This is a genomic window from Pseudomonas oryzihabitans, assembly GCF_007665395.1.
GTDB classification, from domain to species: domain Bacteria; phylum Pseudomonadota; class Gammaproteobacteria; order Pseudomonadales; family Pseudomonadaceae; genus Chryseomonas; species Chryseomonas psychrotolerans_C.
Genome location: NZ_VDND01000001.1, coordinates 233061 through 258315, shown reverse-complemented (window position 1 = coordinate 258315; position 25255 = coordinate 233061). Strand labels below are relative to the sequence as shown.

Here is a 25255-nt window from a genome sequence, read left to right as displayed (position 1 = left end):
GTGACTCAGACCGACAGGCTGCGCGGGCTGATGTTGACGATGAAGGGATCGGGGTTGCGGCGCGCCTGGGCGGCCGCGCGGCCCGCGCCGTGGCGCAGGAAGGCCTGGGTGCGCTCGTGGCGCGGCGCGTTGAACAGCTGCCATGGCTCGCCGTGCTCGACGATCACCCCGTGCTCGGTGAAGTACACCTGATCGCTGATCTCCTCGGCGAAGCTCATCTCGTGGGTGACCAGCACACAGGTCATGCCCTCTTCGGTGAGCTGGCGGATCACCGCCAGCACCTCGCCGACGGTTTCCGGATCGAGCGCCGAGGTCACCTCGTCGAACAGGATCAATTCCGGACGCATCGCCAGAGCGCGGGCGATGGCCACCCGCTGCTGCTGGCCGCCGGAGAGCTGGCCGGGAAAGGCTTCGGCCTTGTCCGCCAGACGTACCTTGGCCAGTAACGCCAAGGCCTCCTCACGGGCGCTGCCGGCTTCGCGGCCGAGCACCTTGCGCGGGGCGATCATCAGGTTGTCCAGCACCGACAGATGGGGAAAGAGGTTGTACTGCTGGAAGACGAAGCCGACCCGCTTGCGTAGTTCCAGGTGCGCAGCGTCGCCCTTCAGGCGGTGTACCTCGGTGTCACCGACGCGGATCTCCCCGGCTTGCGGCTTGAGCAGCCCGGTGATGCAGCGGAGGATGGTCGACTTGCCCGAGCCGGACGGACCGATGATGGACACCGCCTGGCCCCGCGCGACCTCCAGGTCGATGCCGCGCAGCACCTGGGTCGCGCCGAAGGCGAGCGTGACGTCCTTGAGGCTGACCAGGGGTCCTTCAGTGGCAGGCATAGCGACGCTCCAGATACTGGGTGAAACGCGAGATGGGATAGCAATAGGCGAAGAACAGCGCCATGACGCCGAAGTAGATCGCCACGGTGAAACCCACCTGGTTGACGGTGTTGCTGGCGATCTGGGCGGTATCGAGCAGATCGTGCACGCCCACCAGCGACGCCAGCGCGGTGCCCATGGTGATGATGGCGTAGAGGTTCATCCACGGCGGCAGCATGCGTGTGCAGCACTGCGGCAGGATGATCGAGCGAAAGATCTGCCCCCGGGTGAACGCCAGGGAACGCGCGGCCTCCCACTGGGTCGCCGGGATGGAATTGATCGCCCCACGCAGGATTTCCGCCACGTTGGCGCTGGCCGGCAGGGCCAGGCCGACCACCACCTTGAGCCAGTCCGGGAACGGCAGGTAATGGCCGGCCAGGTGCAGCTCGAAGGGAAACACATAGGTGGTGAAATACAGCAGGACCAGCCAGGGCGCGTTGCGGAACACCTGGATCCACAGCCGCGCGGGCCAGCGCAGGAGGCGCGTGCCGGACAGGTTGAGCACGCCCACCAGCAGGCCCGCCAGGGTGCCGAGTCCGATCGCCAGCAGGCTGATGAGGATGTTCAGGGCAAACCCCGCGCCCAGGGCCGGTGACCAGCGCCATAGCGGCTCGACCAGGCTGCGCGACGGCGCGCCCAGCGCCAGCCAGCCCAACACCAGCAGCGGCAGCAGCCACAGGGCCGGTCGACGCAACGGCCAGACCCGTCGTGGAGCGAGCGACGCGATCAGTTCAGTGGCCATAACCCGGCATCCTCAGGCGCGCTTCCAGCAGGCGCCCCAGCAGATTCACCACGAAACTGAGCAGGCCGAAGAAGGCCAGCAGCAACACCATCAGCTCCAGCACGTTGTCGCGCTGGGTCCAGATCATGATCGACGCGTAGGTGATGTCGTTGACGGCGATGGCCGAGGCCACCGCCGAGGACTTCACCAGGTCGATCAGGTTGTTCACCAGCGATGGCAGGGCGAAGCGGGTCGCCAGCGGCAACTGGACCTCGAGGAGCAGCTGCCGCCGGTTGAAACCCAGCGACGTCGCCGCCTCCAGCGTCACCGACGGCACCGCCTCGATGCCCGCGCGCAGGGCTTCGGCATGGAAGACGCCCTTGTGCAGCGAGAGCACGATCACCACCCAGGCGAAGGGGCCGATGGGACTGCTGGCGCCGTCCAGGCCGCGGACGATGAGCATGTTGAGGACCAGGAAGGCGCAATACAGCTGCACCAGCGTCGGGGTGTTGCGGGTGATCTCGACGAACACCCTGGCCGGACGAACCAGCCAGGCGCGCCCGGAGGTGAGCGCGGCGGCGAGCAGCACCCCCACCGCCAGGCTGCCGACGATGGTCAGCAGGCAGATCGTCACGGTGGTCAGGGCGCCGTCGAGGAAGGCATCGCGTTCGTAGGCGCTGGCGAGAAAGCGATAGTCCAGGCCGAGGTGGGCGACGGCGCCGACGATGGCCTCCAGCGGCTGGCTCATGGCGCTGCGCCCTCGGTGAGTTGCGCGCAGGCCGCGGCGATCCGTTCACCGGCCAGGACGACGCTGTCGGTCGCGGTGGCGATGGACAGCCGCAGGTAGGGCGACAGGCCGTAGGCACTGCCAGCCACGCCGGATACGCCCTGCTCCAGGAAGTAGGCCAGGACGTCCGCCTCGCTGGCGAGCAGCGCACCGTCGGGGCGACGCTTGCCGAGCAGTCCCGCGCAGCGCAGGAAGACGAAGAAGCCGCCTTCCGGGACGAGGAATTCGAGGCCGGCCACAGGGGCCAGGGCCGCCAGCAGCAGGTCGCGCCGCTGGCGATAGGCGGCGACCTGGGGCGCGAGGAAGTCCAGTCCGCCGCGGTAGGCCGCCAGGGCGGCCGCCTGGCTGATCGAGCAGGCACCCGAAGCGGCCTGGGACTGCACCACCACCATGGCCTGGGCCAGTGCCGCCGGCGCCGCGCCGAAGCCGATGCGCCAGCCGGTCATGGCATATGTCTTGGAGACGCCGCCCACCAGCAGGCTGCGGGCCTGCAGGTCCGGCGCGACCTGCAGCAGGCCCGGTGCGCGCTCCTCGGCGAACTGGATGTGCTCGTAGAGTTCGTCGAGCAGCACCCAGACCTGCGGATGGCGCCGCAGCACCGCTGCCAGGGTCTCGAGTTCCGCGGGGCGATAGACCGCGCCGCTGGGATTGCCCGGCGTATTGAGGATCAGCCAACGGGTGCGCGGGGTGATGGCCGCTTCCAGCTGCGCCGGCGTCAGGCGATAACCCTGCTCCAGCGGACAGGGCAGGAACACCGGCTCGCCGCCATTGAAGCGGACGCTGTCGGGAAAGGTCGGCCAATAGGGAACCGGCACCAGGACCTCGTCATCGGGCTCCAGGGTGGCGGCGAAGGCATTGAAGATCACCTGCTTGGCACCGTTGGCGATGACGATCCCGGCCAGGGGATAGTCCAGGCCGTTTTCCCGGGCCAGCTTCTCGCGTACTGCCTCGCGCAGCGCCGGGACGCCGGCGGTGGGCGTATAGCCGGTGTCGCCGCGGTCGATGGCGGCACGGGCGGCGGCCTTGATGTGGTCGGGGGTGTCGAAGTCCGGCTCGCCCGTGGTGAGGTCGAGCACATCGACGCCGCGCTCGCGCAATTCGGTGGTTTTCAGCTTGGCCGCGGCATTGGCCGACAGCGAGACCCGCTGCACGCGGGTCGACAGGCGCAGACTCATGAGGGGATCACCAGGACTTTTCCGGGATTGAGCAGGTTGTGCGGATCGAGCGCCTGCTTGATACGGCGCATCAGCTCCAGCTCGACGGGGCTCTTGTAACGTGGCAACACATCGCGCTTGCGCTGGCCGATGCCGTGCTCGGCACTGATCGAGCCACCCAGGGCATGGGCGCTGTCATGCACGATCTCGCTGACCGCCGCGTAGTGGGCCATGTGCGCCGCGACGCTCTGGTCCAGCGGATGGGCCACGTTGTAGTGCAGGTTGCCGTCGCCCAGGTGGCCGAAGGTGTAGTGGCGTACCCCCGGGAAACGCGCCTGCAGCAGCGCGCCGGTGCGTTCGACGAAAGCGTCGATCTGCGAGATCGGCAGCGAGATGTCATGCTTCATGTTGCGCCCGGCGCGGGCCTGGGCGTCGCTGAGGTTTTCGCGCATCAGCCACAGCGCCTGGCTCTGCGCCAGACTGCCGGCCAGCAGCGCGTCGTTGAGCAGCCCGCGCTCCAGGCCGTCGCCCAGTACCGCCTCGAGGCGCGCCTGGGCGTCGCCCTGGGTGGCGCTGGAGGAAAATTCGAGGAGCGCGTACCAGGGTTCGCGCCGCTCGGGAAAGGGATTGGGGCCCTCGGGAAATTGCTCGTGCAGCAGGGTGAGGCAATCGGCCGAGAGCAGTTCGAAGGCGGTCAAGCCCGCGTCCAGCCCCTGGCGCGCCAGGGACAGGAAGGCCACCGCCTGGGACAGCGCGGCGAAGGACACCAGCGCGGTGAGCCGGGTGCGCGGCAGGGGAAACAGCTTGAGCGTGGCCGCCGTGATGATGCCCAGGGTGCCTTCGCTGCCGATGTAGAGGTCGCGCAGGTCGTAGCCGGTGTTGTCCTTGCGCAGACCGCGCAGGCCGTGCCAGATCTCGCCTTCGGCGGTGACCACCTCGAGGCCCAGGGTCAGTTCGCGGGTATTGCCGTAGCGCAGCACCGCATTGCCCCCGGCATTGGTGGCGAGATTGCCGCCCAGGGTGCAGCTGCCCTCGGACCCCAGGCTCAGGGGAAACAGCCGGTCCACCGCCTGGGCGGCCTGCTGCACCCGCTGCAGGACACAGCCGGCCTCCACGGTGAGGGTGTCGTTGTCGGTATCGATGGCGCGGATGCGGTCGAGCCGGTCCAGGCGCAGCAGCACCGCCTGGCCACTCTCATCCGGCGTCGCCGCGCCCATCAGGCCGGTGTTTCCACCCTGCACCACCACCGGCACCCGCTGCTCGGCGCACAGCTTTACCACCGCGGCGACCTCGGCGGTATCGGCCGGCCGCACCAGCGCCTGGACCCGGCCGTGGTAGCGGCGATGCCGATCGCTCAGTTCCGCGCTGTCGGCCGGGGGCAGGGTCGCATAGCGTTCCCCTACCCGTGCGCGCAAGGCATCGAGCAAGGCGCTCATGGCTGGGCCACCAGGGGGGCATCGTTCTTGTGCTGCTCGTGCAATTGGCGCAGCGCCGCCGAGGGGTGCATGCCGGTGCGTTCGCCCAGGGCGATCAGCCAGCCGCTGCGGTGCCAGTCACGCACGATGGCGTCCAGCCTGGCCTGGATGTCGTGTTCTCCCTTGCGCACCCAGATCACCGATGGAGACGGGATCAGATCGGTCGGCAAAGGAATCTCGTAGGCGGACCACTCGGCATCGCCGAGCAGGGTGTGCATGGTCGGGCTGACATGCACCGCCGCTACGCAACTGCCACCGCGTAATGCCAGCAGCGATTCGGACTGGCTGCGGAACGCCTTGATCTGCGCGCCGTAGGTTTCGGTCAGGGGCTTGATGAAGTTGCTGCCCTGGGAGACGCAGACCGGCTGGTCCTTGAGGTCTTCCCAGCGGGTGACACCGGCGCCCTTGCGAATCAAGGCCGCGCCGCCCACTTCCTCATAGGGGGTGGGTACGAAATCCAGGATCTGGGCGCGCTCCTCGGTGAATTGCATGTTGGCCACCAGCAGGTCGACCTTGCCCTGCTGGAGGAACTGCACCCGATTGGGGGCGAGTACCGAGACGGTTTCCAGCTTCACCCCCAGCCGCTCGGCGATGCCCTTGGCCAGCTCGACGTTATAGCCCTGGGGCTCCCGGGTTACCGGATCGATGGTGCCGAACGGCGGGCCGCTGAGGATGACCCCAACGGTTACCTGCTGCCGGTCATGAATGCGGTCGAGGGTGGCGTCGGCCCTTGCCAGGGAGGTAGTAGCCAGGCCGGCCAGGGCCAGTGCAAGAAGTCGGAGCGAAAATGGGCGCATGGTCAGGTCTCGGGTCAGCGGGTGCCGGCCAAGGCCTGGTCGTGCAACTCGACCAGGGTCTTGGAGGCGGGAGTGATGGCGTTGCGCGCCTCGGTCTGGATCAGCCAGCCGGAGCGGTGCCAATCACGCACGATGGCATCCAGCTTGGCCTGGGTATCGCCCTCGCCGGGACGGGTCCAGATGACCGACGGCGCGGGATTCAGCTCCGGCTGCAGGGCGCGGTAGCCCTGCCATTCGGAATTGCTGGCGAGCAACGGGTTGATCAGGGTGGCGTCATGCACCGCTGCCACGCAGTTGCCGCCACGCAGCGCCAGGAGGGATTCGCTGGAGCTCTTGAAGGCCTTGAGCTCGGCGCCGTAGGCCGCCAGCGGGGCGACATAGCTGCTGCCCTGGGAGGTGCACACCGGCTGCCCCTTGAGATCCTCCCAGCGCTGGATGGCACTACCTGGCGGCAGGGCCGCCGTCCCGCCCACGGTGTAGAACGGCGTGGGCACATGGCCCAGCAGCTGACCGCGCTGCTCCGTCCACTCCATGTTGGCGATGAGGATGTCCACCTTCCCTTGCTGCAGGAACTGCACGCGGTTGGCCGGCAGCACCGCCACCAGGTCAGGCTTCACGCCCAGGCGGCTGGCCAGTTCTTTGGCCAGGTCCACGTTGAAGCCACGTGGCTCCCGCGTCTGCGGGTCCAGCGAGCCGAAGGGACCGCCCGAAAGCAGCACCCCCACCGTCAGTGTCTGCCGATCCTGGATTCGCTCCCAGGTCGCATCGGCATGGGCCAGAGACCCGGCCAACCCCAGGAGCGTACCCAAGAGGGCCGCGCCCAGGCAGCGCCCATCGCGCTGCTTTGCTTTCCTTTCCCCTGCGCTGTGCATGTCCTACCCCTAGCGTCCAAGCGACTTTCAGTGGCGGCGATGCTAGGGAAAGCGGCAGGCGACGAGAAAATCATCATTAGGAATATTCTTATGCGGTACTTATCGAATCGCAGGTGCAGTCCGCTGAAAGCCGCGTAAAATCTGGAATCGATAAATCCGCGCTAGCGAAATCCATAAGATCTTCTTATGGTTTTCTCTTCCTTCCTCATCGAATGAGCAGAGTTCCATGGCCGAGACGCCCGCGTTGGACATCGATTTGCTGCGCACCCTCATCGCCGTGGCCGACAGCCAGAGCTTCACCCAGGCGGCGCAACGCCTGGGGCGGACCCAATCGGCCGTGACCCAGCAGATGAACCGGCTCGAGTCCTTGCTGGCGGTTCCCCTGCTGCGCAAGGTGGGTCGGCAGAAGCAGCTGACCGAAGCCGGCCACCGCGTCCTGCTGCAAGCCCGGGAAATGGTCGAACTCAACGAGGCGCTCTATCACTCGGTGCAGGACGACAGCCTCAGCGGCGTGTTGCGCGTCGGCTCGCCCCATGACGTGGCGGACACCCTGCTGCCGCCCATCCTCACCCACGTCGCCCGCGCCGCGCCGCGGCTGCGGTTGGAGATCGACGTCGGCCGCAGCCCCTTCCTCATGGAAGACCTGCACCGCGGCAAGATCGATATGCTGATTTCGACCCGCGAGGACGCGCGCCTGGAGGGCTTCGCGCTGCGGACCTCGCCGGTCTGGTGGATCTGCTCGTCGCGCTATGTGCATTCTCCGCGCGAACCCTTGCCGCTGATCCTGGTGGACGAGCCCAGCATCTATCGGCGCTACGCCATCCAGGCACTCGACGCCCGGCGCATCCCCTGGCGCCAGGCGTACCTGGCCTCCAACCTGATCGGTATCAAGGCCGCCATCCGCGCAGGCCTCGGGGTCACCGCGCGGAGCATGGAGCTGCTCGGGCCGGATATGCGGGTGCTGGGCGCCAACGAGGGGCTGCCGGCACTACCGGAAGTCACCTACTACCTCTGGATCCGGCCGGGCAGCCTCAATCCGCTCACCCGCCGCGCCTACGACCTGATCCGGCACAACTGCCGGTTCTGACGGCCATGCGCCAACCACCCTGCGCGGACTTCCCCGTCGAGGTAGCGCCGTGCGCAACACCGTTGCCGCGCTGTTGCCGAGGCAACTTCCGTTGCCTGCCCAGGAACAGCCACGCCTTGCCGGCTCCGGCCAAAGCCCTGCGAATCAATTAGTTAGACGATTGGCACAGCGGTTGCTCCGGTACCTCCCGTTCCCGATCACCGGAAGGTAGCCATGACCGCCCACGCCTCGCCCCTCGACTTCGCCGACAGTCCCCTATCGCGCGCCTTCGCCCAGCCGCTGTTCCTCGGGCTGTTCCTGCCGGTGCAAGCGGGCGGCTGGAGTGCATCGGCGCTGCCACGCGGCACTACCTGGACCTACGACTACAATCGTGCCCTGACGCTGAAGGCCGAGGCGCTGGGCTTCGAGCTGGTGTTCGCCCTGGCGGAATGGCTCGGCAAGGGCGGCTATGGCGGTGACATCCGCTACCACGATGAATCCCTGGACGCCTTCATCACCCAGGCGGCCCTGGCCGAAGCCACCTCGCGCATCCTGCTGGTCTCCACCCTGCATGTGCTCTACGGCCCCTGGCATCCGCTGCACCTGGCCAAGTTCGGCGCCACCCTGGATCACATCAGTGGCGGGCGCTGGGGGCTGAACCTGGTCACCGGGCATCGCCACCGCGAGCATCGCCGCTTCGGCCAGGCGCCCATCGAGCATGACCAGCGCTATCGCCAGGCCGATGAATTCATCCGCATCGTCGAAACGCTCTGGCAGGCGCAGGACAACCTGGATTTCCATGGCGACCACTACCGCCTGGAAGAAGCCTACGTCAGCGTCAAGCCGCGCTACGGCCGGCCGGTCCTGGTCAATGCCACCGGTTCCAGCGCCGGAATCGACTTCGCCGCGCGTCACTCCGACATCGTCTTCACCACCAGCCCGGGCAGCGCCGAGATCGAAGATGCCCTGGCCAAGCTGCCCGACCATCTGCAGCGCATCAAGGCCGCGGCGCGTGGCCATGGACGCCAGGTGCGCACCCTGATCAATCCCCTGGTGATCTGCCGCGACAGCGACGCGGAAGCCTGGGAGTACCACGCCGCCATCACCGCGGCGGGCGATCCCGGCGCGCTGGCCGGCGCGGCTCGGGAAGCCAGCGACGCCCATGCCTGGCGCGGCCATCTCCCCGCGCAGAAGTACGTCGGCGGCAACATCCAGCTGGTCGGCAGTCCGGAGACGGTGGTGCGCGACATCATCCGGCTCAAGGAAGCCGGCATTGATGGCCTGCAGCTGGCCTTCTACGACTTCGCCCCCGAACTCGACTACTTCGGCGAGCGCGTCTTGCCGCTCCTGTACCAGGCCGGCCTGCGCCGCTGATCCGCCTTCTTCTGACAAGGACGATTCCCCATGAGCGTCACCCGCCGTCATTTCGTGGCCGGTCTTTCCACCCTCCCCCTGCTCGGTGGCCTCGGCTGGACACCGGGGGCCCAGGCTGCAGTAGAGGCACCGCCCGGTGTACTGACCCTGCTGGTCAACCCCGAACCGCCGAGCCTGTCGGCCTTCCACACCAGTGCCGGCACCTCGCTGACCGCCAGCAGCAAGGTCCTCGAGGGGCTGCTGACCTATGCCAACGACCTCAGTCCTCAGCCGGTGCTGGCCACCCACTGGGACATCGCGCCGGACGGCCTGACCTACACCTTCACCCTGCGCCAGGGCGTCAAATGGCACGACGGCCAGCCCTTCAGTGCCGCCGATGTGGCCTTTTCCCTGGACCTGGTCAAGCGCTACCACCCGCGCGGGGGCAGCACCTTCGCCAGTCTGGAGCGGGTCGAGACGCCGGACGAGCACAGCGTGGTGCTGCACCTGAGCAAGCCGGTGCCCTATCTGATCCGCGCCTTCGCCGGCAGCGAGACGCCGATCCTGCCGCGGCACCGCTATGCCGAGGGCGATCCCCTGAGCAATCCGCTCAACAACGCCCCCATCGGCACCGGTCCCTTCCGCTTCAAGAACTGGGTGCGTGGCAGCCACATCGAGTACGAGCGCAATCCAGACTACTGGCAACCCGGGCAACCGACGGTGGCGGGTCTGATCCTGCGGGTGGTGCCCGACTCGGCGGCGCGCCTGGCGGCCTTCGGCAATGGCTCGCTGCTGCTCGGCGGCGAAAGCCCGGTGCCGCTGAGCGACCTGGATCGGCTCACCCAGGGCGGCACGCTCAAGTTCACCACCGAGGGCTACCAGTACAGCGGCACCGAGACCCTGCTCGAATTCAACCTCGACGATCCGCTGCTCGGGCGGCTGGAAGTGCGCCAGGCCATCGCCCACGCCATCGACCGCGAGGTGATCAAGAAGATCGTCTACTACGGCTACGCCGAGGCCAGCGCCGCGCCGATTCCCAGCAACTTTCCCCATTACCACTACGAAGGCGCCAATCCCTATCCGCCGGATGTGCAAAAGGCCAATGCCATCCTCGACGCCGCCGGGCTGCCGCGCCAGGGCAACTGGCGCTTCCCGCTGACCCTGGACCCCCTGCCCTACGGCGACAGCTATCAACGCACCGCGGTCTACATCAAGTCGGCCCTGGCGCGCATCGGCATCGAGGTGCAGTTGCGCAACCAGGACTTCCCCTCCTATATCAAGCGCGTCTACAGCGATCGCGCCTACCAATTCGCGGTGAACGGCATGAGCGTGCTGTTCGATCCCACCGTGGGGTTGCAACGGCTGTACTGGTCGAAGAACTACCGCCAGGGGGTGCCGTTTTCCAACGGCACCCATTACGCCAATCCCGAGGTGGACCGCCTGCTGGAAGCGGCGGCAGTGGAGCCCGACGAAGCCCGGCGTGGCGAGTTGTTTCGCGCCTTCCAGGCCATCGTGATGCGCGAGATCCCTTCGCTGACCCTGGTGCTGCAGCGCCAGGTCACCCTCTACAACGCGCGGGTGGGCGGCTTCGCCGAGAACGCCTCGGGGGTCAACGGCAGCCTCGCCGGGGTGACCCTGGCCGGGCCGGAGCACGCCCATGGCTGAGCCGCGCCGCCTCTGGCGCCTGACCCGGCGCACCCTGTGGCAGGCCCTGCCGACCCTGGCGGGCATCCTGCTGCTCAACTTCGTCCTGCTGCGGCTGATCCCGGGCGATGCGGTGGACGTGCTCGCCGCCGAATCCGGCGGTGCCAACGTGGCGACGCTGGCCCAATGGCGCAGCCACTTCGGCCTGGACCTGAGCCTGCCGCAACAACTGTGGCACTACCTGGCCCACCTGGCGCGGTTCGACCTGGGGCTGTCGCCGCGCTTCAATGCGCCGGTCACCCAACTGATCCTCGACCGCCTGCCCAACACCCTGTTGCTGATGGGCTGCGCCCTGGGCCTGGCACTGGCACTGGGCATAGCGGCCGGCGCGGTCATGGCCACCTGGGTCGGCCGCTGGCCGGACCGGCTGCTGTCGCTGGTGGTGCTGGTGCTCTACTCGACCCCCGGCTTCTGGATCGGCTTGATGGCGGTGGTGCTGTTCTCGGTGCGCCTCGGCTGGCTGCCCAGCGATGGCGTCGCCACCCTGGGCCTGGACCTGCACGGCCTGGCCTGGCTGGGTGACCGACTGGCACACCTGCTGTTGCCGACCCTGGCCCTGGCGTCCTTCTACATCGCGCTCTATGCCCGGCTCACCCGCGCCGCCATGCTCGAGGTGCAGCGCCAGGACTTCGTGCGGACCGCCCGGGCCAAGGGCCTCGCGCCGCTGCGGGTAGTCCGCCGGCACGTGCTGCGCAACGCCCTGCTGCCGGTCACCACCCTGGCCGGCCTGCACCTCGCCGCCCTGCTCGGCGGCGCGGCCGTGACCGAAACCCTGTTCGGCTGGCCAGGCCTCGGTCGCCTCACCCTGGATGCCGTCCTGGCCCGCGACTACAACCTCCTGCTGGGCATCCTGCTGCTCTCCTCGTTGCTGGTGGTGGCGGTCAACGTCGCCGTCGACCTGCTACAGGCCTGGCTCGATCCCCGCATCCAACCCGACTGACCCGGAGCCCTCCCATGCCCCTCCTGCACCCTTCACCACCGCGGCTGGCCGGCCAGAGCGAACGCCTGGGCCAGGCGCTGCTGCGCAGCCCCACGGCCCTGACCGGTGGCCTGTTGCTGTTGCTGGTACTGCTGCTGGCCGCCAGCGCCGGTACCCTGTTTCCCCATGATCCGCTGGACATGGTCGGGATGCCCCTGCTGTGGCCCGGCGACGATCCCGCCTTCCCGCTGGGCACCGATTCCCTTGGCCGCGACGTGGCGGCCGGACTCGCCCACGGGGCCCGCACCTCGCTGCTCATCGCCCTGCTCGCCACCGCCCTGAGCGTGGTGCTGGGCGTGCTGGTGGGCGCCCTGGCCGGCTATCACGGTGGCTGGCTGGGCGATGCCCTGCAGCGCCTCACCGAGGTGTTCCAGACGGTGCCTTCCTTTTTGCTGGTGGTGGTCATCGTCGCCATCGGCACGCCCACCGTCGGCATCATCGCCCTGGCCATCGGCCTCGCTTCCTGGCCGACGGTGGCACGCATCGTGCGCGCCGAATTCCGCAGCCTGAAAGGCGCAGACTTCGTGCTCGCCGCGCGCAGCCAGGGTTTCGGCAACGGCGCCATCATCCTGCGCGAGATGCTGCCCAATGTGCTGGCCGCGGTGGTGGTCACCACCTCCATCCTCGTCGCCCAGGCCATCCTGGTGGAAGCCGGCCTGGCCTTCCTCGGCATGAGCGATCCCAACAGCGCCAGCTGGGGCGGCATGATCGGCAGCGGTCGCGAGCAGATCGCCAGCGCCTGGTACCTCACCGCCCTGCCGGGGCTGGCCATCGTCACCGTGGGTCTGGCCTTCAACCTGCTGGGCGACGGCCTCAACGACGCCCTCAATCCGCGCCTGCGCAGGTACCGCCCATGAGCCTGCTCGAGGTCCGCGGACTGACCGTCCACTACCAGGGTGAGGCCGCCGTGCAGCCGCTGGATTTCACCCTCGCCGCCGGCGAGACCCTGGCGCTGGTGGGTGAATCCGGCTGCGGCAAATCCACCACCGCCCTGGCGCTGATGGGTCTGCTGCCCGACACCGCCCGGGTGGCGGGTTCGATACTGTTCGAGGGTACCGACCTGCTGGCGCTGCGCCCGCGCCAACTCCGCCGGCTGCAGGGCGACCGACTGGCCATGGTGTTCCAGGAGCCGCTGTCCAGCCTCAATCCGGTGCTCACCCTGGGCGAGCAGTTGGTCGAGACCCTGCGCCAGCACACCGACCTGAGTCGCCGCCAGGCGCTGACCCGCGCCGAAGAACTGCTGGCGCAGGTCCGGCTGCCGCGCCCCGCCACGCATCTGCGCGAGTATCCGCAGCAACTCTCCGGCGGCCAGCGTCAGCGGGTGCTGATCGCCATGGCCATCGCCTGCCAGCCGCGCTTGCTGATCGCCGACGAACCCACTACCGCACTGGACGTCACCGTCCAGGCACAGATCCTGGAATTGCTCGACAGCCTGAGGCGCGCGCTGGACATGGGTCTGCTGCTGATCACCCATGACCTGGGCGTGGTCGCCCAGCAGGCCGACCGGGTGATCGTGATGCACGACGGCGCGGTCCTCGAGACCGGGCGCACCGCCCAGGTCTTCGCCCAGCCCCGGCACCCCTACACCCGGGGCCTGGTGGCGGCCTCGCTCGGCCGCGATCACCAACGCCATTATCGCCAGGAACGGCTGGTGGAGATCCGCGTGGAACGCCCTCCCGCCCAGGCGCCCCGCTATGGACTGAGTTCGGAGCGCTATGCGCCGGGCCGCCAGCCACGGCCACCGCAGGGCACCCCCTTGCTGCGCGCCGAGGGGCTACGCCTGAGCTATCCGGGCCAGCCGCAGGCGGTACTGGATGATTTGTCCTTCACCGTCGGCGTGCGCGAGACGGTTGGGCTGGTGGGCGAGTCCGGCTGCGGCAAGTCCACCCTCAGCCGCGCCCTGCTGCGGCTCCAGCCCCTGGACGCCGGACGGATCGACTTCGCCGGCAGCGAGATCACCGCCCTGGCGGAGCGGCCGTTGCGCGCCTGGCGCCGCCACGCGCAACTGATCTTCCAGGACGCCCAGGCCGCGCTCAATCCGCGCCATGACGTCGCCACCCTGCTCGACCGGGTCCAGCGCCTGCACGGCCAGGAGGATGCTGCCGAACGCCAGCGCGCCCGGCTCGCCATCCTCGATGCCGTGGGCCTGCCCCGGACCAGCCTGGGACGCCTGCCGCACCAGTTCTCCGGCGGCCAGCGCCAGCGCCTGGGCATCGCCCGCGCGCTGATCCTCAAGCCGCGCCTGCTGATCTGCGACGAGCCGGTCTCGGCGCTGGACGTCTCGGTCCAGGCGCAGATCCTCAACCTGCTGGTCGAGTTGCGCGAGGCCTTCGACCTTTCCTACCTCTTCATCTCCCACGACCTCTCGGTGGTGCGCTACCTGGCCGACCGGGTGCTGGTGATGCAGCAGGGCCGCATCGTCGAGGAGGCCACACCGGCCCAGCTCTGGCAGCAACCGCGCCATCCCTACACCCGTACGCTGCTGGCCGCCGTTCCCGGCGTGGCGACAGCACCCACCGCCCCTACCGGCCTGCGCTTCGCCGTCGGCTGGTAATCAGGAGTCCTCATGAGCAAGCGTCGCGACACCCTCAAACTCGGTCTCTTCCTGCGCGCCACCGGTCACCACGTGGCCGCCTGGCGGCATCCCGGCGCCCAGGCCGACGCCGGTATCCGCATCGAGCACTACCAGGCCCTGGCGCGCCAGGCCGAGGCCGCCGGCTTCGACACCCTGTTCCTCGCCGACAGCGTCGGCGTACGGGGCATCGACTCACCGGTGTTCGACCGTCTGATCGCCCCGCACCTGACCTTCGAGCCCCTGACCCTGCTCGCCGCCCTGGCCACCGTGACCCGGCGCATCGGCCTGATCGCCACCGCCAGCACCAGCTATTCGGAGCCCTATAACCTGGCTCGGCAGTTCGCCTCCCTGGACCAGATCAGCGGCGGCCGCATCGGCTGGAACCTGGTCACCAGCAGCGACGCCGCCTCGGCCCATAATTTCGGCGGCAGCGGCCAGGCCGCCCATGCCGACCGCTATGCTCGGGCCCGCGAATTCCAGCAGGTGGTCGACAAACTCTGGGATAGCTGGGAAGACGATGCGCTGCTGCTGGATCGCGACGCCGGGCTGTTCCTGGATCGCGCCAAGCGTCATTTCACCGAGCACCGTGGCGAGCATTTCCAGGTGCGCGGTCCGCTCAATGTGCTGCGCTCGCCCCAGGGGAAGCCGGTACTGGTCCAGGCCGGCGCCTCCGAGGACGGGCGCGAACTGGCCGCCGCCACCGCCGAGGTGGTCTTTGCCGCCCACCAGAGCCTGGGCGACGCCCAGGCGTTCTACCGTGACCTCAAGGGTCGCGCCCAGGCCCTGGGCCGCAATCCCGAGCACCTCAAGATCCTGCCTGGGGTGACCATCTTCACCGGCGCCAGCGAAGCCGCGGCCCAGGCCAAGCACCGCGAGCTGCAAGAGCTGGTACAACCAGAGGTGGGCCGCGAATTGCTCAGCGGGCTACTGGGCGGGGTGGATCTCTCCCAGCTGTCGCTGGACGCGCCGCTGCCACGCGACCTGCCGCTGTCCAACGCTTCGCGCAGCCGCCAGGAGCTGATCCAGAAACTCGCCGACGAAGGCCTGAGCCTGCGTCAGCTCTATCTGCGCCTGGCTGGCGCGCGCGGGCACTGGACCCTGGTGGGCTCCGCCGAGCAGGTGGTGGACCGACTCGAAGCCTGGTTCCAGAGTTATGGCGCGGACGGCTTCAATATCCTGCCACCCACCTATCCCGAGGGCCTGGACGACTTCATCACCTTCGTACTACCGGAGTTGCGGCGCCGCGGCCTGGTACGCCAGGGCGACTACGAAGGCCGTACCCTGCGCGAACACCTTGGCCTGCCCTACCCACAGCATCCCGCCGCCCGTCGTGGGCAGGAGGCGGTGGCATGAGCCAGCTGACATCAGAGCAAGCCCTGCTCCTCGCTCGCGACCTCAGTGCCCGCTTCGCCGTGGACGCCGCGGCCAACGACCTCGCCGGTGGGCGGCCGCTCAGCCAGCTGGCTGCGTTGCGCGAGAGCGGCCTGCTCACCGCGTTGATCCCGCAGGCCTACGGCGGCCCCGGCCTGCCCTGGTCGACGGTACTGCAGGTGGCCCGCGAACTGGCCAGCGGCGACAGCGCCGTGGGGCATCTCTACGGCTACCACTTCCTCGCCCTCTCCGGCGTCCTGCTGCGCGGCAGCGAAGCCCAGCGGCAACGCCTGCTGGGCGCCTCGGCGCGGGAGCACTGGTTCTGGGGCAACTCGGTCAACACCTTTTCCCACTCGCTGTTCGGCCAGCGCAGTGGCGAAGACTACGTGCTCAATGGCTATCGACCCTTCAGTTCCGGCTCGCACATCGCCGACCGCCTGCTGGTGGCCTGGGAAGACCAGGACAGCGACGTCCGCTTCTTCGGCAGCCTGGCCGTCGATCAGCCGGGCATCACCCTGGCCCACGACTGGGACGGCTTCGGCCAACGCCAGACCGGCAGCGGCCGGGTGCTGTTCGAGAACGTTCGCATCCCCGCGGCGGACATCTACGGCGCGGCGGACAGCGGCGCGAATCTCTTTCCCTCGCTCGGCGCGGTCATCGCCCAGCAGGTGCTCATCGCGGTCTTCGTCGGCACCGCCTGGGGCGCCCTGCGCACGGCGCGCGACTATACCCGCGAGCACAGCCGGCCCTGGATCACCTCCGGGGTGGAGCGCCATGGCGACGATCCCTGGGTGCGCCGGGTCTATGGCGAGCTCTATACCAGCACCCTGGCCGCCGAAGGCCTGGCCGACCGTTCCCTCGCCCTGTTCGACCAGGCCTGGGCGCAAGGCTCGGCGCTGACCAGCGAAGCACGGGGCGAGGCGGCGGTGGCCACGGCAGCCGCCAACGTCTTCGCCGGCGACACCGCGCTGGACGTCACCACCCGCATCTTCGAGGTGATGGGCGCTCGTTCCGCCACCAAGACCCAGGGCTTCGATCGCTTCTGGCGCAACGTGCGTACCCATACCCTGCACAATCCGGCCGAGTACAAGACGCGCAACGTGGGCCACTGGTACCTCAACGGCGACTATCCCGAGCCGGGCATCTACCAATAGCGACCGACCGGGCCGCCGCCATGACAGCGGCGGCCCGGCACTGCCTCAGGTGCGGACGGGGCGCCCGCTGACGAAATGCGCGGGGTCGTTAAAGCCCGGCGTCGAGGCGTGGCCCGGGGTGACCAGGCTGTCGATGAAGGCCTCGTCCTCGGCGGTCAGCACCACGTCCAGCGCCTCGCGATAGCTCGCCCAGTGCGCCTCGGTGCGGGGCCCGGCGATGGCCGAACTCACCAGGGGATTGGCGAGCACCCAGGCCAGGGCGAAGGCCGCCGGGCTGACGCCACGGGCCTGGGCGTGCTCGGCGATGCGCTGCGCCAAAGCCAAGGACTCCGGACGCCATTCCGTCTCCTGGATGCGGCGATCATTGCGCCCGGCGCGGGTATCGGCCGCCGGCGCGGCACCCGGGGTGTACTTGCCGGTGAGCACGCCGCGCGCCAGGGGACTGTAGGGCACGATGCCCAGGCCATGGTGCGCCGCGGCGGTGAACTGCTCGGTCTCGGCCTGGCGGTTGACGATGTTGTACAGCGGCTGGATGGCGACCGGTGTATCGACGTTGAGCCGGCGCGCGACATTGACCACCTCGGCGATCTTCCAGCCGCGGTGATTGGAGAGACCCCAGTAGCGGATCTTGCCCTGGCGCAGCAGATCGCCCAGCGCCGAGACCGTCTCTTCCAGCGGTGTCTGGTGGTCTTCACGGTGCAGGTAGAACAGGTCGATGTAGTCGGTATCCAGCCGTTGCAGGCTCTGCTCCACGCTGTGCAGCAGGTGCTTGCGACTGCTGCCGCCGTTGTGCGGCAGCCTGGAGTCGCGGCGGGTCGGGCTACCGGCCTTGGTGGCCAGCACCCAGTCGTGACGATGATGGGCGATGGCACGCCCAACCACCCGCTCGGATTCGCCGTCGTTGTAGACGTTGGCGGTGTCGATGAAATTGATGCCCTGGGCGGAGGCTGCGTCGATGATGCGCCGGGACACGGCTTCGTCGGTCGGCCCGCCGAACATCATGCTGCCCAGGTTCAGGCGGGAGACCGTCAGGCCGCTGCGGCCAAGACTGCGATAGCTCATGGATACTCCTTATCGATAGGGGAATCGGAATGGGGTCAAGAACGCGCCGACAAGCCACGCCGCCAGCGCAAAAGGCGCGCCTCCAGCAGGGCCAGCAGCGCATTCAGCGCCAGGCCGACAACCGCCAACAGCAGGATGCCGGCATACATGCTGGGAATCTGGAACACCTCCTGGGAGTTGAGGGTGAGAAAGCCCAGCCCGGAATGGGCGCCGATCATCTCAGCGGCCACCAGCGCGGTGATGGAATAGGCGCCGGCCAGGCGAATGCCGGTGAAAATCGACGGCGACGCCGCTGGCAGTACCACCTTGAGGAACAGGAAGCGGCGGTTGGCGCCCATGGACAGCGCCGAATTCACCAGTAGCCCATCCACCTGCTTCACGCCACTGATGGTGCTCAGCAGGATCGGCCAGAACGACGCCCAGAAGATGATGGCGATCTTCGAGGCCTCGCCGATGCCGAGGAACAGGATGAACACCGGGAACAGCGCCAGGGCGCTGGTCTGGCGAAACAACTGCAGCAGCGGATCGAGCAACCGCTCCAGGCGGATGAACCAGCCCATCAGCAGTCCCAGGAGCACGCCCGCCCCTATGGCCAGCAGCAAGCCGGCCAGCGAGCGCAGCAGACTGGCGCCAAGGTGCCGCGCCAGGCTGCCGTCGCGAGCCAGGTCGAGGATGCTCTGCAGCACCACCGTAGGCGGACTCAGGTAGCCGGGATTGACCAGGCCCAGTCGCGGCAAGGCTTCCCAGAGCGCCAGGAACAGCAGGATGCCGAGGCTGCCGTCGAGCAGCCGGCGGGAACGACGCAGCAGGCTCATGCCCGTACCTCCTGGCGCCGCAAGGGCGTTTGCGCAGCGGGCCCGGGCACGCCGCGCAGGGCCTCCCAGGCCTGTTGGCGCAGGGCGGCGAAGGCCGGGGTGTTGCGCAGCTCGGCCGCCCGCGGGCGCGGCAGGTCGATGTCGAGCAGCCGGTGGACCCGCCCAGGGCGGGGCGTCATCACCGCGACCCGGTCAGCGAGGAAAATCGCCTCGTCGAGGCTGTGGGTGATGAAGACGATGGTCTTGCGTTGCCCGTCCCAGATACGTAGCAGCTCGTCCTGCAGATGCTCGCGGGTCTGGGCGTCCAGGGCGGCGAAGGGTTCGTCCATCAGCAGCACATCCGGCGCATAGGCCAGGGAACGAGCGATGGCCACTCGCTGGCGCATGCCGCCGGAGAGCTCGTGCGGGTAGCGGGCGCCCTGCCCCTCCAACCCTACCAGCGCCAGATACTCCCGCGCCGTCGCGAGCCGCTCGCGGCGCCCGACCCCACGAATCTCCAGGCCCAAGGCGATGTTGTCCAGCACCGAGCGCCAGGGCAGCAATGCATAGCCCTGGAACACCACACCCTGATGCGGATTGATGCCCTGCAACGGCCGGCCGTCGATGCTCAGCTCGCCCGAGGTCTTCTGCGCCAGCCCGGCGAGAATGTTGAGGAAGGTGGACTTGCCGCAGCCGGAAGGACCCAGCACCGCCAGGAATTCGCCCTGGCGTACCTCGAGGTCGAAGTCCTGCAGCACCGGTACCCGCTCCAGCGCGCCGCTTTCGCTACGACCGTCATAGGCCATGCCCAGGCCCCGGGCGACGATCTTGGCGCCCATCAGGCCGTCCCCTGGGAGGCCGTACCCTGGGCGAAGGGATTGAAGGCATTGGTGTAGACGTCCTTGACCTGGACCGCGCCGGCCTTGAGCTTGCCTTCGTGTTCGAGGATGTCGATGTAGTACTGGATCGGCGGCTCGGTGATGACCAGGTCGTCGACGTAGGCGAAGCGCTCGACCAGCTCCAGCTTCATACCCAGGCGCTCGGCAGTGATCTTGCGGGCATCGTCGGGATGCCCGTTGACCCAGTTGGCGGCCTTGGCCAAGGCCTGCACCACGTCCCGTGCGGCCTCGGGATGGTCGCGCAGGAAGCGGCCATGGGCGCTGTAGGGCGCCATGCCGCCCAGCCCTTCGTCCAGGTCGAAGTCGCTCCACAACTTGCGTAGCGCGGGATTGTGCTCGGCGCTGCCGGAGGTGGGCGGGTGGATGATCGCCAGGTCGATGTTGCCGGTGGCCAGGGTCTGCTCGGCCTGGACGTCCGGTACCACCACCCACTTGATGGTGTCGACGTCCACCCCACGCTGGCGGAGATACTTCTTGGTGACGAACTCGGCGCAGGCACCGAAGCTGTTGAAGCCCACGGTCTTGCCTTCGAGGTCCTTGGGTGCGCGGATGCCCGAGTCGTCGCGCACGAAGTACTTCATGTGCGGCGCTTCCTGCAACGTCTTGCCGCCGGCCGCCACCACCTTGAGGTCGAGGCCGCTGGCGATGGCAGAGATCACCAGGGGCACCATGCGGGTGCCGAAATCCAGCTCCCCGGTCCCCACCAGCGGGATGATCTGCGGCGCGGCGACTTTGCCAACGAACTGGGGACGCGCCCGAGTGCCCTCGAAGTAGCCCAGGGAATCGGCGACGTAGACCAGGTCGAAGGTGGGGTTGTCGGGATAGCGGAAGGAGACCACCTGGTCCGAGCGCTGGCCGATCACCGCCGGCCCTCCGGCCTGGGTCGCGGGCTTGTCGTCACAGCCGAACAGGCTGCCGCCCAGGGCGCCCAGCGCGGTTACCGTCCCTAGCTGCCGGATGAAGCGGCGGCGACTGAGATGCTCGAGGTCCATGGAGTCTCCTGTCCTGGTTGGCGTCGGATACGACGAAGGCTAGGCATGCTGCCCCAGGCAGGAAGAGGAACCCAAAGACCCAGATTCTTTATGAATAGATCGAATAGTTAGACGAAATAATGTTTCACGCTAACTATATTCTCCAGGCTAGCCACGCGGCAGAAAACGCTGGTGTAGCCGCCGCGCCAGGAAGTCGAGGGCGAAGCCTAGCAGGCCGATCAGCAGGACCAGGGCCATCAGCTCGCCATAGGCCAGGCGGTCGCGGGTGTCGAGGATGTAGTAGCCGAGGCCGGCGCTGACGCCGAGCATTTCGCAGGGCACCAGCACGATCCAGAGGATGCCGATGGCCAGCCGCACCCCGGTGAGCACCTGGCCGAGCACCCCGGGCAACACCACCCGCCGCAGCACCTCCCAGCGGGTGGCGCTCAGGCTGTGGGCCAGTTGCAGCCAGCGCGGGTCCAGGTGGCGCACGCCGGCCGCGGTATTGAGCAGGATCGGCCAGACCGCGGCGAAGGCCAGCAGGAAGTAGATGGGCTTGTCCCCTACCCCCATGACCATCACCGCCAAGGGCATCCAGGACAGCGGCGAGATCATCCGCAGGAACTGGAACGCCGGTGTGGTGGCCGCCTCCAGCGAGCGCCAGGAGCCGACCAGCAGGCCCAGGGGGACCCCGACCAGCAAGGCCAGGCCCAGGCCGATCAAGACCCGTTCCAGGCTGACCCGGATGTGCGGCCACAGCTCACCACCGGCCAACAGGTGCCAGAGGCTGGCGAAGGTGGCGTCGGGTGCGAAGCGGCGGGTCAGGCTGCCCGGCGCCGACAAGCCGTGCACCGCCGCCCACCAGAGCAGCACGAGCACCAGCAGGCCACCACCGCCGAGCAGTGCGCGCTTGAGCGAAGCGGCCTTCACACCGAGATCTCTTCCTGGCGCGCGAAGCCTTCGGCCAGGCCGAAGGTGCCCATGCCGCCCACCGCGGCGATGGCCTGGCGCACGTAGCGATCATCCACCAGATCGGCCGCGGCGCGCTCCGGGTCCAGTCCGGCGAGAAAACCCGCGTCGCCCTGGATCAGGGTGCTTTTGAGCCGGGTCACCAGCTCGCGGGTATAGCTGGGATAGGGATAGGGCTGGAAATCGATGCGCTCGTCGTGCCAGTCCGCATGGCGGATGGCGCCATCGGCGAGATAGCGGCCGCGCGCCTCGGCATTGGGCACCAGCACCTGCCGGAGCAGGCTTTCCGGGTGCGGCATATAGCGTCCGCTGCCCTCGCGGGCGAGCAGCGCCGCCGCTTCGGCGCGGTTTTCCCGGGTCCAGACCTGCGCCTTGACGATGGCATTGACCACCCGCTGCGACCATTCCGGCCGCTCGTTGAGATCCCGTTCGTGCATGAACACCACGCAGCAGGCGTGGTTGCGCCAGACATCGCCGGTGAAGCGCTGGATGCGCCCCACCTGCTGGCTCTCGGCCAGGGCATTGAACGGCTCGGCGACGATGTAGCCGGCGATGCGCTGGCTGGCAAGGGCCGGCGGCATGTCGGAGGGCGGCAGCACCAGCAGGTTGACCTCGTCGGCCGCGAGGCGGGCATCGGCTGGCCGACTCACCGCCTTGAGCCCGTGCTGGCGCAGCAATTCCTGCAGCACTACGTTGTGGATGGAGTACCAGAAGGGAATCGCCACGCTGCGACCGCCCAGCTGGTGCAAATCCTGGATGTCCGGCGCCACGGTCAGGCCCGAGCCGCCGACGTGGTTCCAGGCCACCACCTTGGCCGGCACCTGGCTGCCGTAGCGCGCCCAGACGGTCATCGGCGACAGCAGGTGGATGACGTTCACCTGACCGGACAGGAAGGCTTCGATCACCTGCGCCCAACTGCGCAACAGCACCGGCTTCTCGGCCTGGACCCCCTCGGCGTCGAACAGACCGCGGGCATGGGCCACCAGCAAGGGGGTGGCATCGGTGATCGGCAGGTAGCCGATGCGTACCGGGGCATCGGGTTCGGCCGCCGCGCGCGCCTCCAGGCTGCGCAGCAGGGGAAAGGCACCGGCGGCGCTGAACAGCGCGGCCAGCTTGAGGAATTCACGGCGCGAGGGACGGGGATCGTGCAGGCACATGGGCAGACTCCGCTGCGGAAAGGGAAGGGATTGGTCGGCTCGCCCGCCGTAGGGTTTGCAGGATCTCGATGCGCCGGGCGCCGAGGGCCTCGATGGCCTCGGTGCGGGGCTGCGCCACCTCGATGCGCCACTCGCCGATGACCCGCGCCGGGTGGTCACCCAGTAGCAGGACCCGGTCGGAGACCAGCAGCGCTTCGTCGATGTCGTGGGTGATGAGCACCGTGGCGGTCCCCTGCTCCGCCACCAGGCGCAGCAACAGCTGTTGCATGTCGGCGCGGGTGACTTCATCGAGGGCGCCGAAGGGCTCATCCAGCAGCAGTACCCGTGGCTGCCGCGCCAGGCAGCGAGCCAGGGCGGTGCGCTGGGCCATGCCACCGGAGAGTTCGGCGGGATAGCGCCTGGTCGCCGCGGTCAACCCCACCGCGGCGATGGCGTCGTCCACCCGTTGCCGAGCCAGGGTCGCCGCCAGGCGCGGCTGGCGGCGAAAGTCCAGGCCAAAGGCCACGTTGTCACGCAGGGTCAGCCAGGGCAGCAGGCAGGGGTCCTGGAAGGCCACGGCGACCTGGGGGTGGGGTTGCTGCAAGGGTTCGCCCAAGAGGAGCACCTCGCCTCGGGCGGCCGGTTGCAACCCGGCCAGGGCCCGCAGCACACTGGACTTGCCGACCCCGGAAGGCCCCAGCAGGCTTACCACCTCACCGGGCGCGACATCCAGGTCGAAGCCTTCCAACACCGGCTGCCAACCGTCCGCGCCGGCATAGCCGATCGCCAGGCCACGGGCGCTGAGGATGGCGCTCATGCGCCCGCCGCCTGGCGCGCCAGCTCGCCACGCAACTGCGTCAGGCTGGGGGTGACGATGGGGACGAAGGCGGCTTCCCGCCAGCGCCGGGCGAAGGCATCGCCGCGCTCCCGCAGATAGGCACCGCCGCCGCTGGCCTGCAGCTCCAGTTGCACTGCGGTGGCCGCCTGCTCGGCCAGGGCGATGCGCAGGCGGAACAGGTCCGCCGGCCGGTCGATGAAACGCTCGTTGGCCAAGCCTTCGTGCAACAGGCGGACGCTGAGCTGCAGTGCTTCGGCCAGGTTGTCGAGTTCGGCCTGCAGGGCGCGCCGCCCCTGGCCTTCGAGGCGCTGCGCCTCGGCCAGGCTGCGGCGAGCGAGGCCGATGGCCAGGCCACACTGCAAGCCGAGGAAGGCCGGACGGACCCGGGGCAGATAGAGCCGGGCTTCCTCGTGCAGCAGCCAGTCCTCGCTCAACTCGACGTCGGTCAAATTCAGGGCGGCGGTATTGCTGCCCTGCAGGCCCATCAGCTGCAGGTCGGGCGAGCGGCGCAAGCCAGAACTCTGGCTGGCCAGGGCGGTGACGAAGGGCCGTGCCTCACCGGCGCGCGCCACGGCGCCGGCGACCACGAAGCCACTCTTGCGCAAATTGGTCACCCAGGGCATGCAGCCGTCGAGGCGCCACCCCTGCTCGGTACGGCGGGCTTCGATCTGCAACTGCTCCAGGCCGGACAGGAACTTCATGGCGTTGGAAAGCCCGGTCGCCCCGGCCAATTGGCCTTTCAGCAAGCTGGGCAGCAGACGGTCGCGCAGGCCGGCGTTGGGGCTTTGCAGCAGGTACTCGATGAAGGCGCGCTGGCCCCAGCAGACGAAGGCCGCGGTCAGCGAGTGCTCGGCGAGCCAGGCGATGCCTTCCACGGCGTCGCCCAGGGTACCGCCACTACCGCCCAGTGCCTCCGCGACACCGCGGCCGAAGCAATCGCCAGCCGCCAAGCGTGGAAGCAGCGCCTCGGGATCGCAGATACCCTGGTCCAGGGCCTCGGCGTGTTCGTCGAGCCAGCCGCCCAGGGTCGAGCCTGGTGCAGCGGGCTCGCGAGGAGCGAATTCAGCCATGGGCCGGCTCCCAGCGGTAGGCGGCCAGCTCGGCGTTGAGCGGCGTCTGCGCGAGGACGTTGGCGAAGTTGCACAGGGTCGCCAGGCTGACGCCGAGGACCACTTCGAGCGCCTGGCCATCGCTGTAGCCTGCCTCGCGAAAGTGCGCCAGTTCGGCGTCGGCTACCGCCCCCCGGCTGGCGATGACCGCACGGGTGAAGGCCGCCAGGGCCTCCAGGCGCGGCTCGGGCAGGGTTTCGCCGGCACGCAGGGCAGCGATGATCGCCGGCTCCAGCTTGGCCTTGTGGGTGGCGACGGCGGTATGGCCGGCCACGCAGAAATCACAACCATGGGTAGTGGCCGCCACCAGCTGCACCACCTCGCGCTCGGGCAACCCCAGGCTGGCCTTGGCGTTGAGGCCGGAGACGGTCACGTAGGTCTCCAGCGCCGCCGGCGCATTGGCCAGTACGCCCAGCAGGTTGGGAATGAATCCCGAGGCTTGGCGGGCGTTGTCCAGGAATGGACGGGCGGCGTCCGGTGCGGTTTCCGGGGTGAGAATGGGCAGGCGCGACATGGCTTCGACTCCAGGGCAGGCAAGGGATGTCGACAAGTGTCTTGGTAATAAGAAGAGAGATCCATATTCTAAAGTCGCCATCCCTT

At 68.6% G+C, this 25255-nt stretch carries 24 protein-coding genes; 8 read left to right on the top strand and 16 right to left on the bottom strand.

From position 1 onward, the window contains the following. Positions 1–5 precede the first annotated feature (5 nt). From FSV73_RS01170 to FSV73_RS01140, 7 genes are read right to left on the bottom strand one after another with little or no spacing between them, the layout of a single operon-like run. Positions 6–830, bottom strand: a complete 825-nt coding sequence (locus tag FSV73_RS01170; protein ID WP_145002672.1) for an amino acid ABC transporter ATP-binding protein — start codon at positions 828–830, stop codon at positions 6–8. Continuing rightward, on the bottom strand, positions 817–1611 hold the full coding sequence (locus tag FSV73_RS01165; RefSeq protein ID WP_145002669.1) for an amino acid ABC transporter permease: 795 nt from the start codon (positions 1609–1611) through the stop codon (positions 817–819). The genes FSV73_RS01170 and FSV73_RS01165 overlap by 14 nt, the downstream gene beginning before the upstream one ends. Further along, positions 1601–2338 (bottom strand): amino acid ABC transporter permease, encoded by a 738-nt coding sequence (locus tag FSV73_RS01160; protein WP_145002666.1) that lies wholly within the window; start codon positions 2336–2338, stop codon positions 1601–1603. The genes FSV73_RS01165 and FSV73_RS01160 overlap by 11 nt, the downstream gene beginning before the upstream one ends. Continuing rightward, positions 2335–3552, bottom strand: a complete 1218-nt coding sequence (locus tag FSV73_RS01155; protein WP_145002663.1) for an aminotransferase class I/II-fold pyridoxal phosphate-dependent enzyme — start codon at positions 3550–3552, stop codon at positions 2335–2337. The genes FSV73_RS01160 and FSV73_RS01155 overlap by 4 nt, the downstream gene beginning before the upstream one ends. Further along, positions 3549–4967 carry an FAD-binding oxidoreductase gene (locus FSV73_RS01150; RefSeq protein ID WP_145002660.1) on the bottom strand — a complete coding sequence of 473 codons (1419 nt, stop codon included), beginning with the start codon at positions 4965–4967 and terminating at the stop codon, positions 3549–3551. The genes FSV73_RS01155 and FSV73_RS01150 overlap by 4 nt, the downstream gene beginning before the upstream one ends. Next, positions 4964–5803: a transporter substrate-binding domain-containing protein gene (locus FSV73_RS01145; RefSeq protein WP_145002657.1), complete on the bottom strand. Its 840-nt coding sequence runs from the start codon at positions 5801–5803 to the stop codon at positions 4964–4966. The genes FSV73_RS01150 and FSV73_RS01145 overlap by 4 nt, the downstream gene beginning before the upstream one ends. Positions 5804–5817: 14 nt before the next feature. Then, on the bottom strand, positions 5818–6675 hold the full coding sequence (locus tag FSV73_RS01140; RefSeq protein WP_145002654.1) for a transporter substrate-binding domain-containing protein: 858 nt from the start codon (positions 6673–6675) through the stop codon (positions 5818–5820). Between the two features lie 226 nt (positions 6676–6901). Here FSV73_RS01140 and FSV73_RS01135 point away from each other — a divergent pair, with 226 nt between their 5' ends. The 8 genes from FSV73_RS01135 (at position 6902) to FSV73_RS01100 (ending at position 16877) form a co-directional block, all read left to right on the top strand. After that, entirely contained in the window at positions 6902–7762 is an 861-nt protein-coding gene (locus FSV73_RS01135) for a LysR substrate-binding domain-containing protein (RefSeq protein WP_145002651.1), read from the top strand. 213 nt (positions 7763–7975) lie between these two features. Then, positions 7976–9115 carry an LLM class flavin-dependent oxidoreductase gene (locus FSV73_RS01130; protein WP_145002648.1) on the top strand — a complete coding sequence of 380 codons (1140 nt, stop codon included), beginning with the start codon at positions 7976–7978 and terminating at the stop codon, positions 9113–9115. A gap of 30 nt (positions 9116–9145) precedes the next feature. After that, positions 9146–10759 (top strand): ABC transporter substrate-binding protein, encoded by a 1614-nt coding sequence (locus FSV73_RS01125; protein ID WP_145002646.1) that lies wholly within the window; start codon positions 9146–9148, stop codon positions 10757–10759. Continuing rightward, complete coding sequence (locus FSV73_RS01120; RefSeq protein ID WP_145002643.1) at positions 10752–11738, top strand: ABC transporter permease; 987 nt, start codon at positions 10752–10754, stop codon at positions 11736–11738. Before FSV73_RS01125 ends, FSV73_RS01120 begins: the two co-directional genes overlap by 8 nt. 14 nt (positions 11739–11752) lie before the next feature. Beyond that, positions 11753–12634 (top strand): ABC transporter permease, encoded by an 882-nt coding sequence (locus FSV73_RS01115; protein ID WP_145002640.1) that lies wholly within the window; start codon positions 11753–11755, stop codon positions 12632–12634. Further along, positions 12631–14331: a dipeptide ABC transporter ATP-binding protein gene (locus FSV73_RS01110; protein WP_145002637.1), complete on the top strand. Its 1701-nt coding sequence runs from the start codon at positions 12631–12633 to the stop codon at positions 14329–14331. Before FSV73_RS01115 ends, FSV73_RS01110 begins: the two co-directional genes overlap by 4 nt. A gap of 12 nt (positions 14332–14343) precedes the next feature. After that, the gene (locus tag FSV73_RS01105) at positions 14344–15705 is read left to right on the top strand and encodes an LLM class flavin-dependent oxidoreductase (protein WP_145002634.1); all 1362 of its coding nucleotides are present in this window, start codon (positions 14344–14346) and stop codon (positions 15703–15705) included. Continuing rightward, entirely contained in the window at positions 15702–16877 is a 1176-nt protein-coding gene (locus FSV73_RS01100) for an acyl-CoA dehydrogenase family protein (protein WP_145002631.1), read from the top strand. Before FSV73_RS01105 ends, FSV73_RS01100 begins: the two co-directional genes overlap by 4 nt. A 45-nt stretch (positions 16878–16922) precedes the next feature. On the opposite strand, the gene FSV73_RS01095 is transcribed toward FSV73_RS01100, so the two are convergent. The 9 genes from FSV73_RS01095 to FSV73_RS01055 form a co-directional block, all read right to left on the bottom strand. Then, positions 16923–17939 (bottom strand): aldo/keto reductase, encoded by a 1017-nt coding sequence (locus FSV73_RS01095; protein WP_145002628.1) that lies wholly within the window; start codon positions 17937–17939, stop codon positions 16923–16925. A 35-nt stretch (positions 17940–17974) separates the two neighbouring features. Then, the gene (locus FSV73_RS01090; RefSeq protein WP_145002625.1) at positions 17975–18754 is read right to left on the bottom strand and encodes an ABC transporter permease; all 780 of its coding nucleotides are present in this window, start codon (positions 18752–18754) and stop codon (positions 17975–17977) included. Continuing rightward, positions 18751–19572, bottom strand: a complete 822-nt coding sequence (locus tag FSV73_RS01085; protein ID WP_145002623.1) for an ABC transporter ATP-binding protein — start codon at positions 19570–19572, stop codon at positions 18751–18753. The genes FSV73_RS01090 and FSV73_RS01085 overlap by 4 nt, the downstream gene beginning before the upstream one ends. Further along, on the bottom strand, positions 19572–20624 hold the full coding sequence (locus FSV73_RS01080; RefSeq protein ID WP_145002621.1) for an ABC transporter substrate-binding protein: 1053 nt from the start codon (positions 20622–20624) through the stop codon (positions 19572–19574). Before FSV73_RS01080 ends, FSV73_RS01085 begins: the two co-directional genes overlap by 1 nt. A 147-nt stretch (positions 20625–20771) precedes the next feature. Further along, a complete protein-coding gene (locus FSV73_RS01075; RefSeq protein WP_145002618.1) occupies positions 20772–21533 on the bottom strand; it encodes an ABC transporter permease in 762 nt (253 codons plus the stop codon). Further along, complete coding sequence (locus FSV73_RS01070) at positions 21530–22729, bottom strand: ABC transporter substrate-binding protein (RefSeq protein ID WP_145002615.1); 1200 nt, start codon at positions 22727–22729, stop codon at positions 21530–21532. Before FSV73_RS01070 ends, FSV73_RS01075 begins: the two co-directional genes overlap by 4 nt. Beyond that, positions 22695–23525, bottom strand: a complete 831-nt coding sequence (locus tag FSV73_RS01065; RefSeq protein WP_145002612.1) for an ABC transporter ATP-binding protein — start codon at positions 23523–23525, stop codon at positions 22695–22697. Before FSV73_RS01065 ends, FSV73_RS01070 begins: the two co-directional genes overlap by 35 nt. Next, positions 23522–24616 carry an acyl-CoA dehydrogenase family protein gene (locus tag FSV73_RS01060; RefSeq protein ID WP_145002609.1) on the bottom strand — a complete coding sequence of 365 codons (1095 nt, stop codon included), beginning with the start codon at positions 24614–24616 and terminating at the stop codon, positions 23522–23524. Before FSV73_RS01060 ends, FSV73_RS01065 begins: the two co-directional genes overlap by 4 nt. Then, positions 24609–25169 (bottom strand): carboxymuconolactone decarboxylase family protein, encoded by a 561-nt coding sequence (locus FSV73_RS01055; RefSeq protein WP_145002606.1) that lies wholly within the window; start codon positions 25167–25169, stop codon positions 24609–24611. Before FSV73_RS01055 ends, FSV73_RS01060 begins: the two co-directional genes overlap by 8 nt. Between the last annotated feature and the right edge of the window lie 86 nt (positions 25170–25255).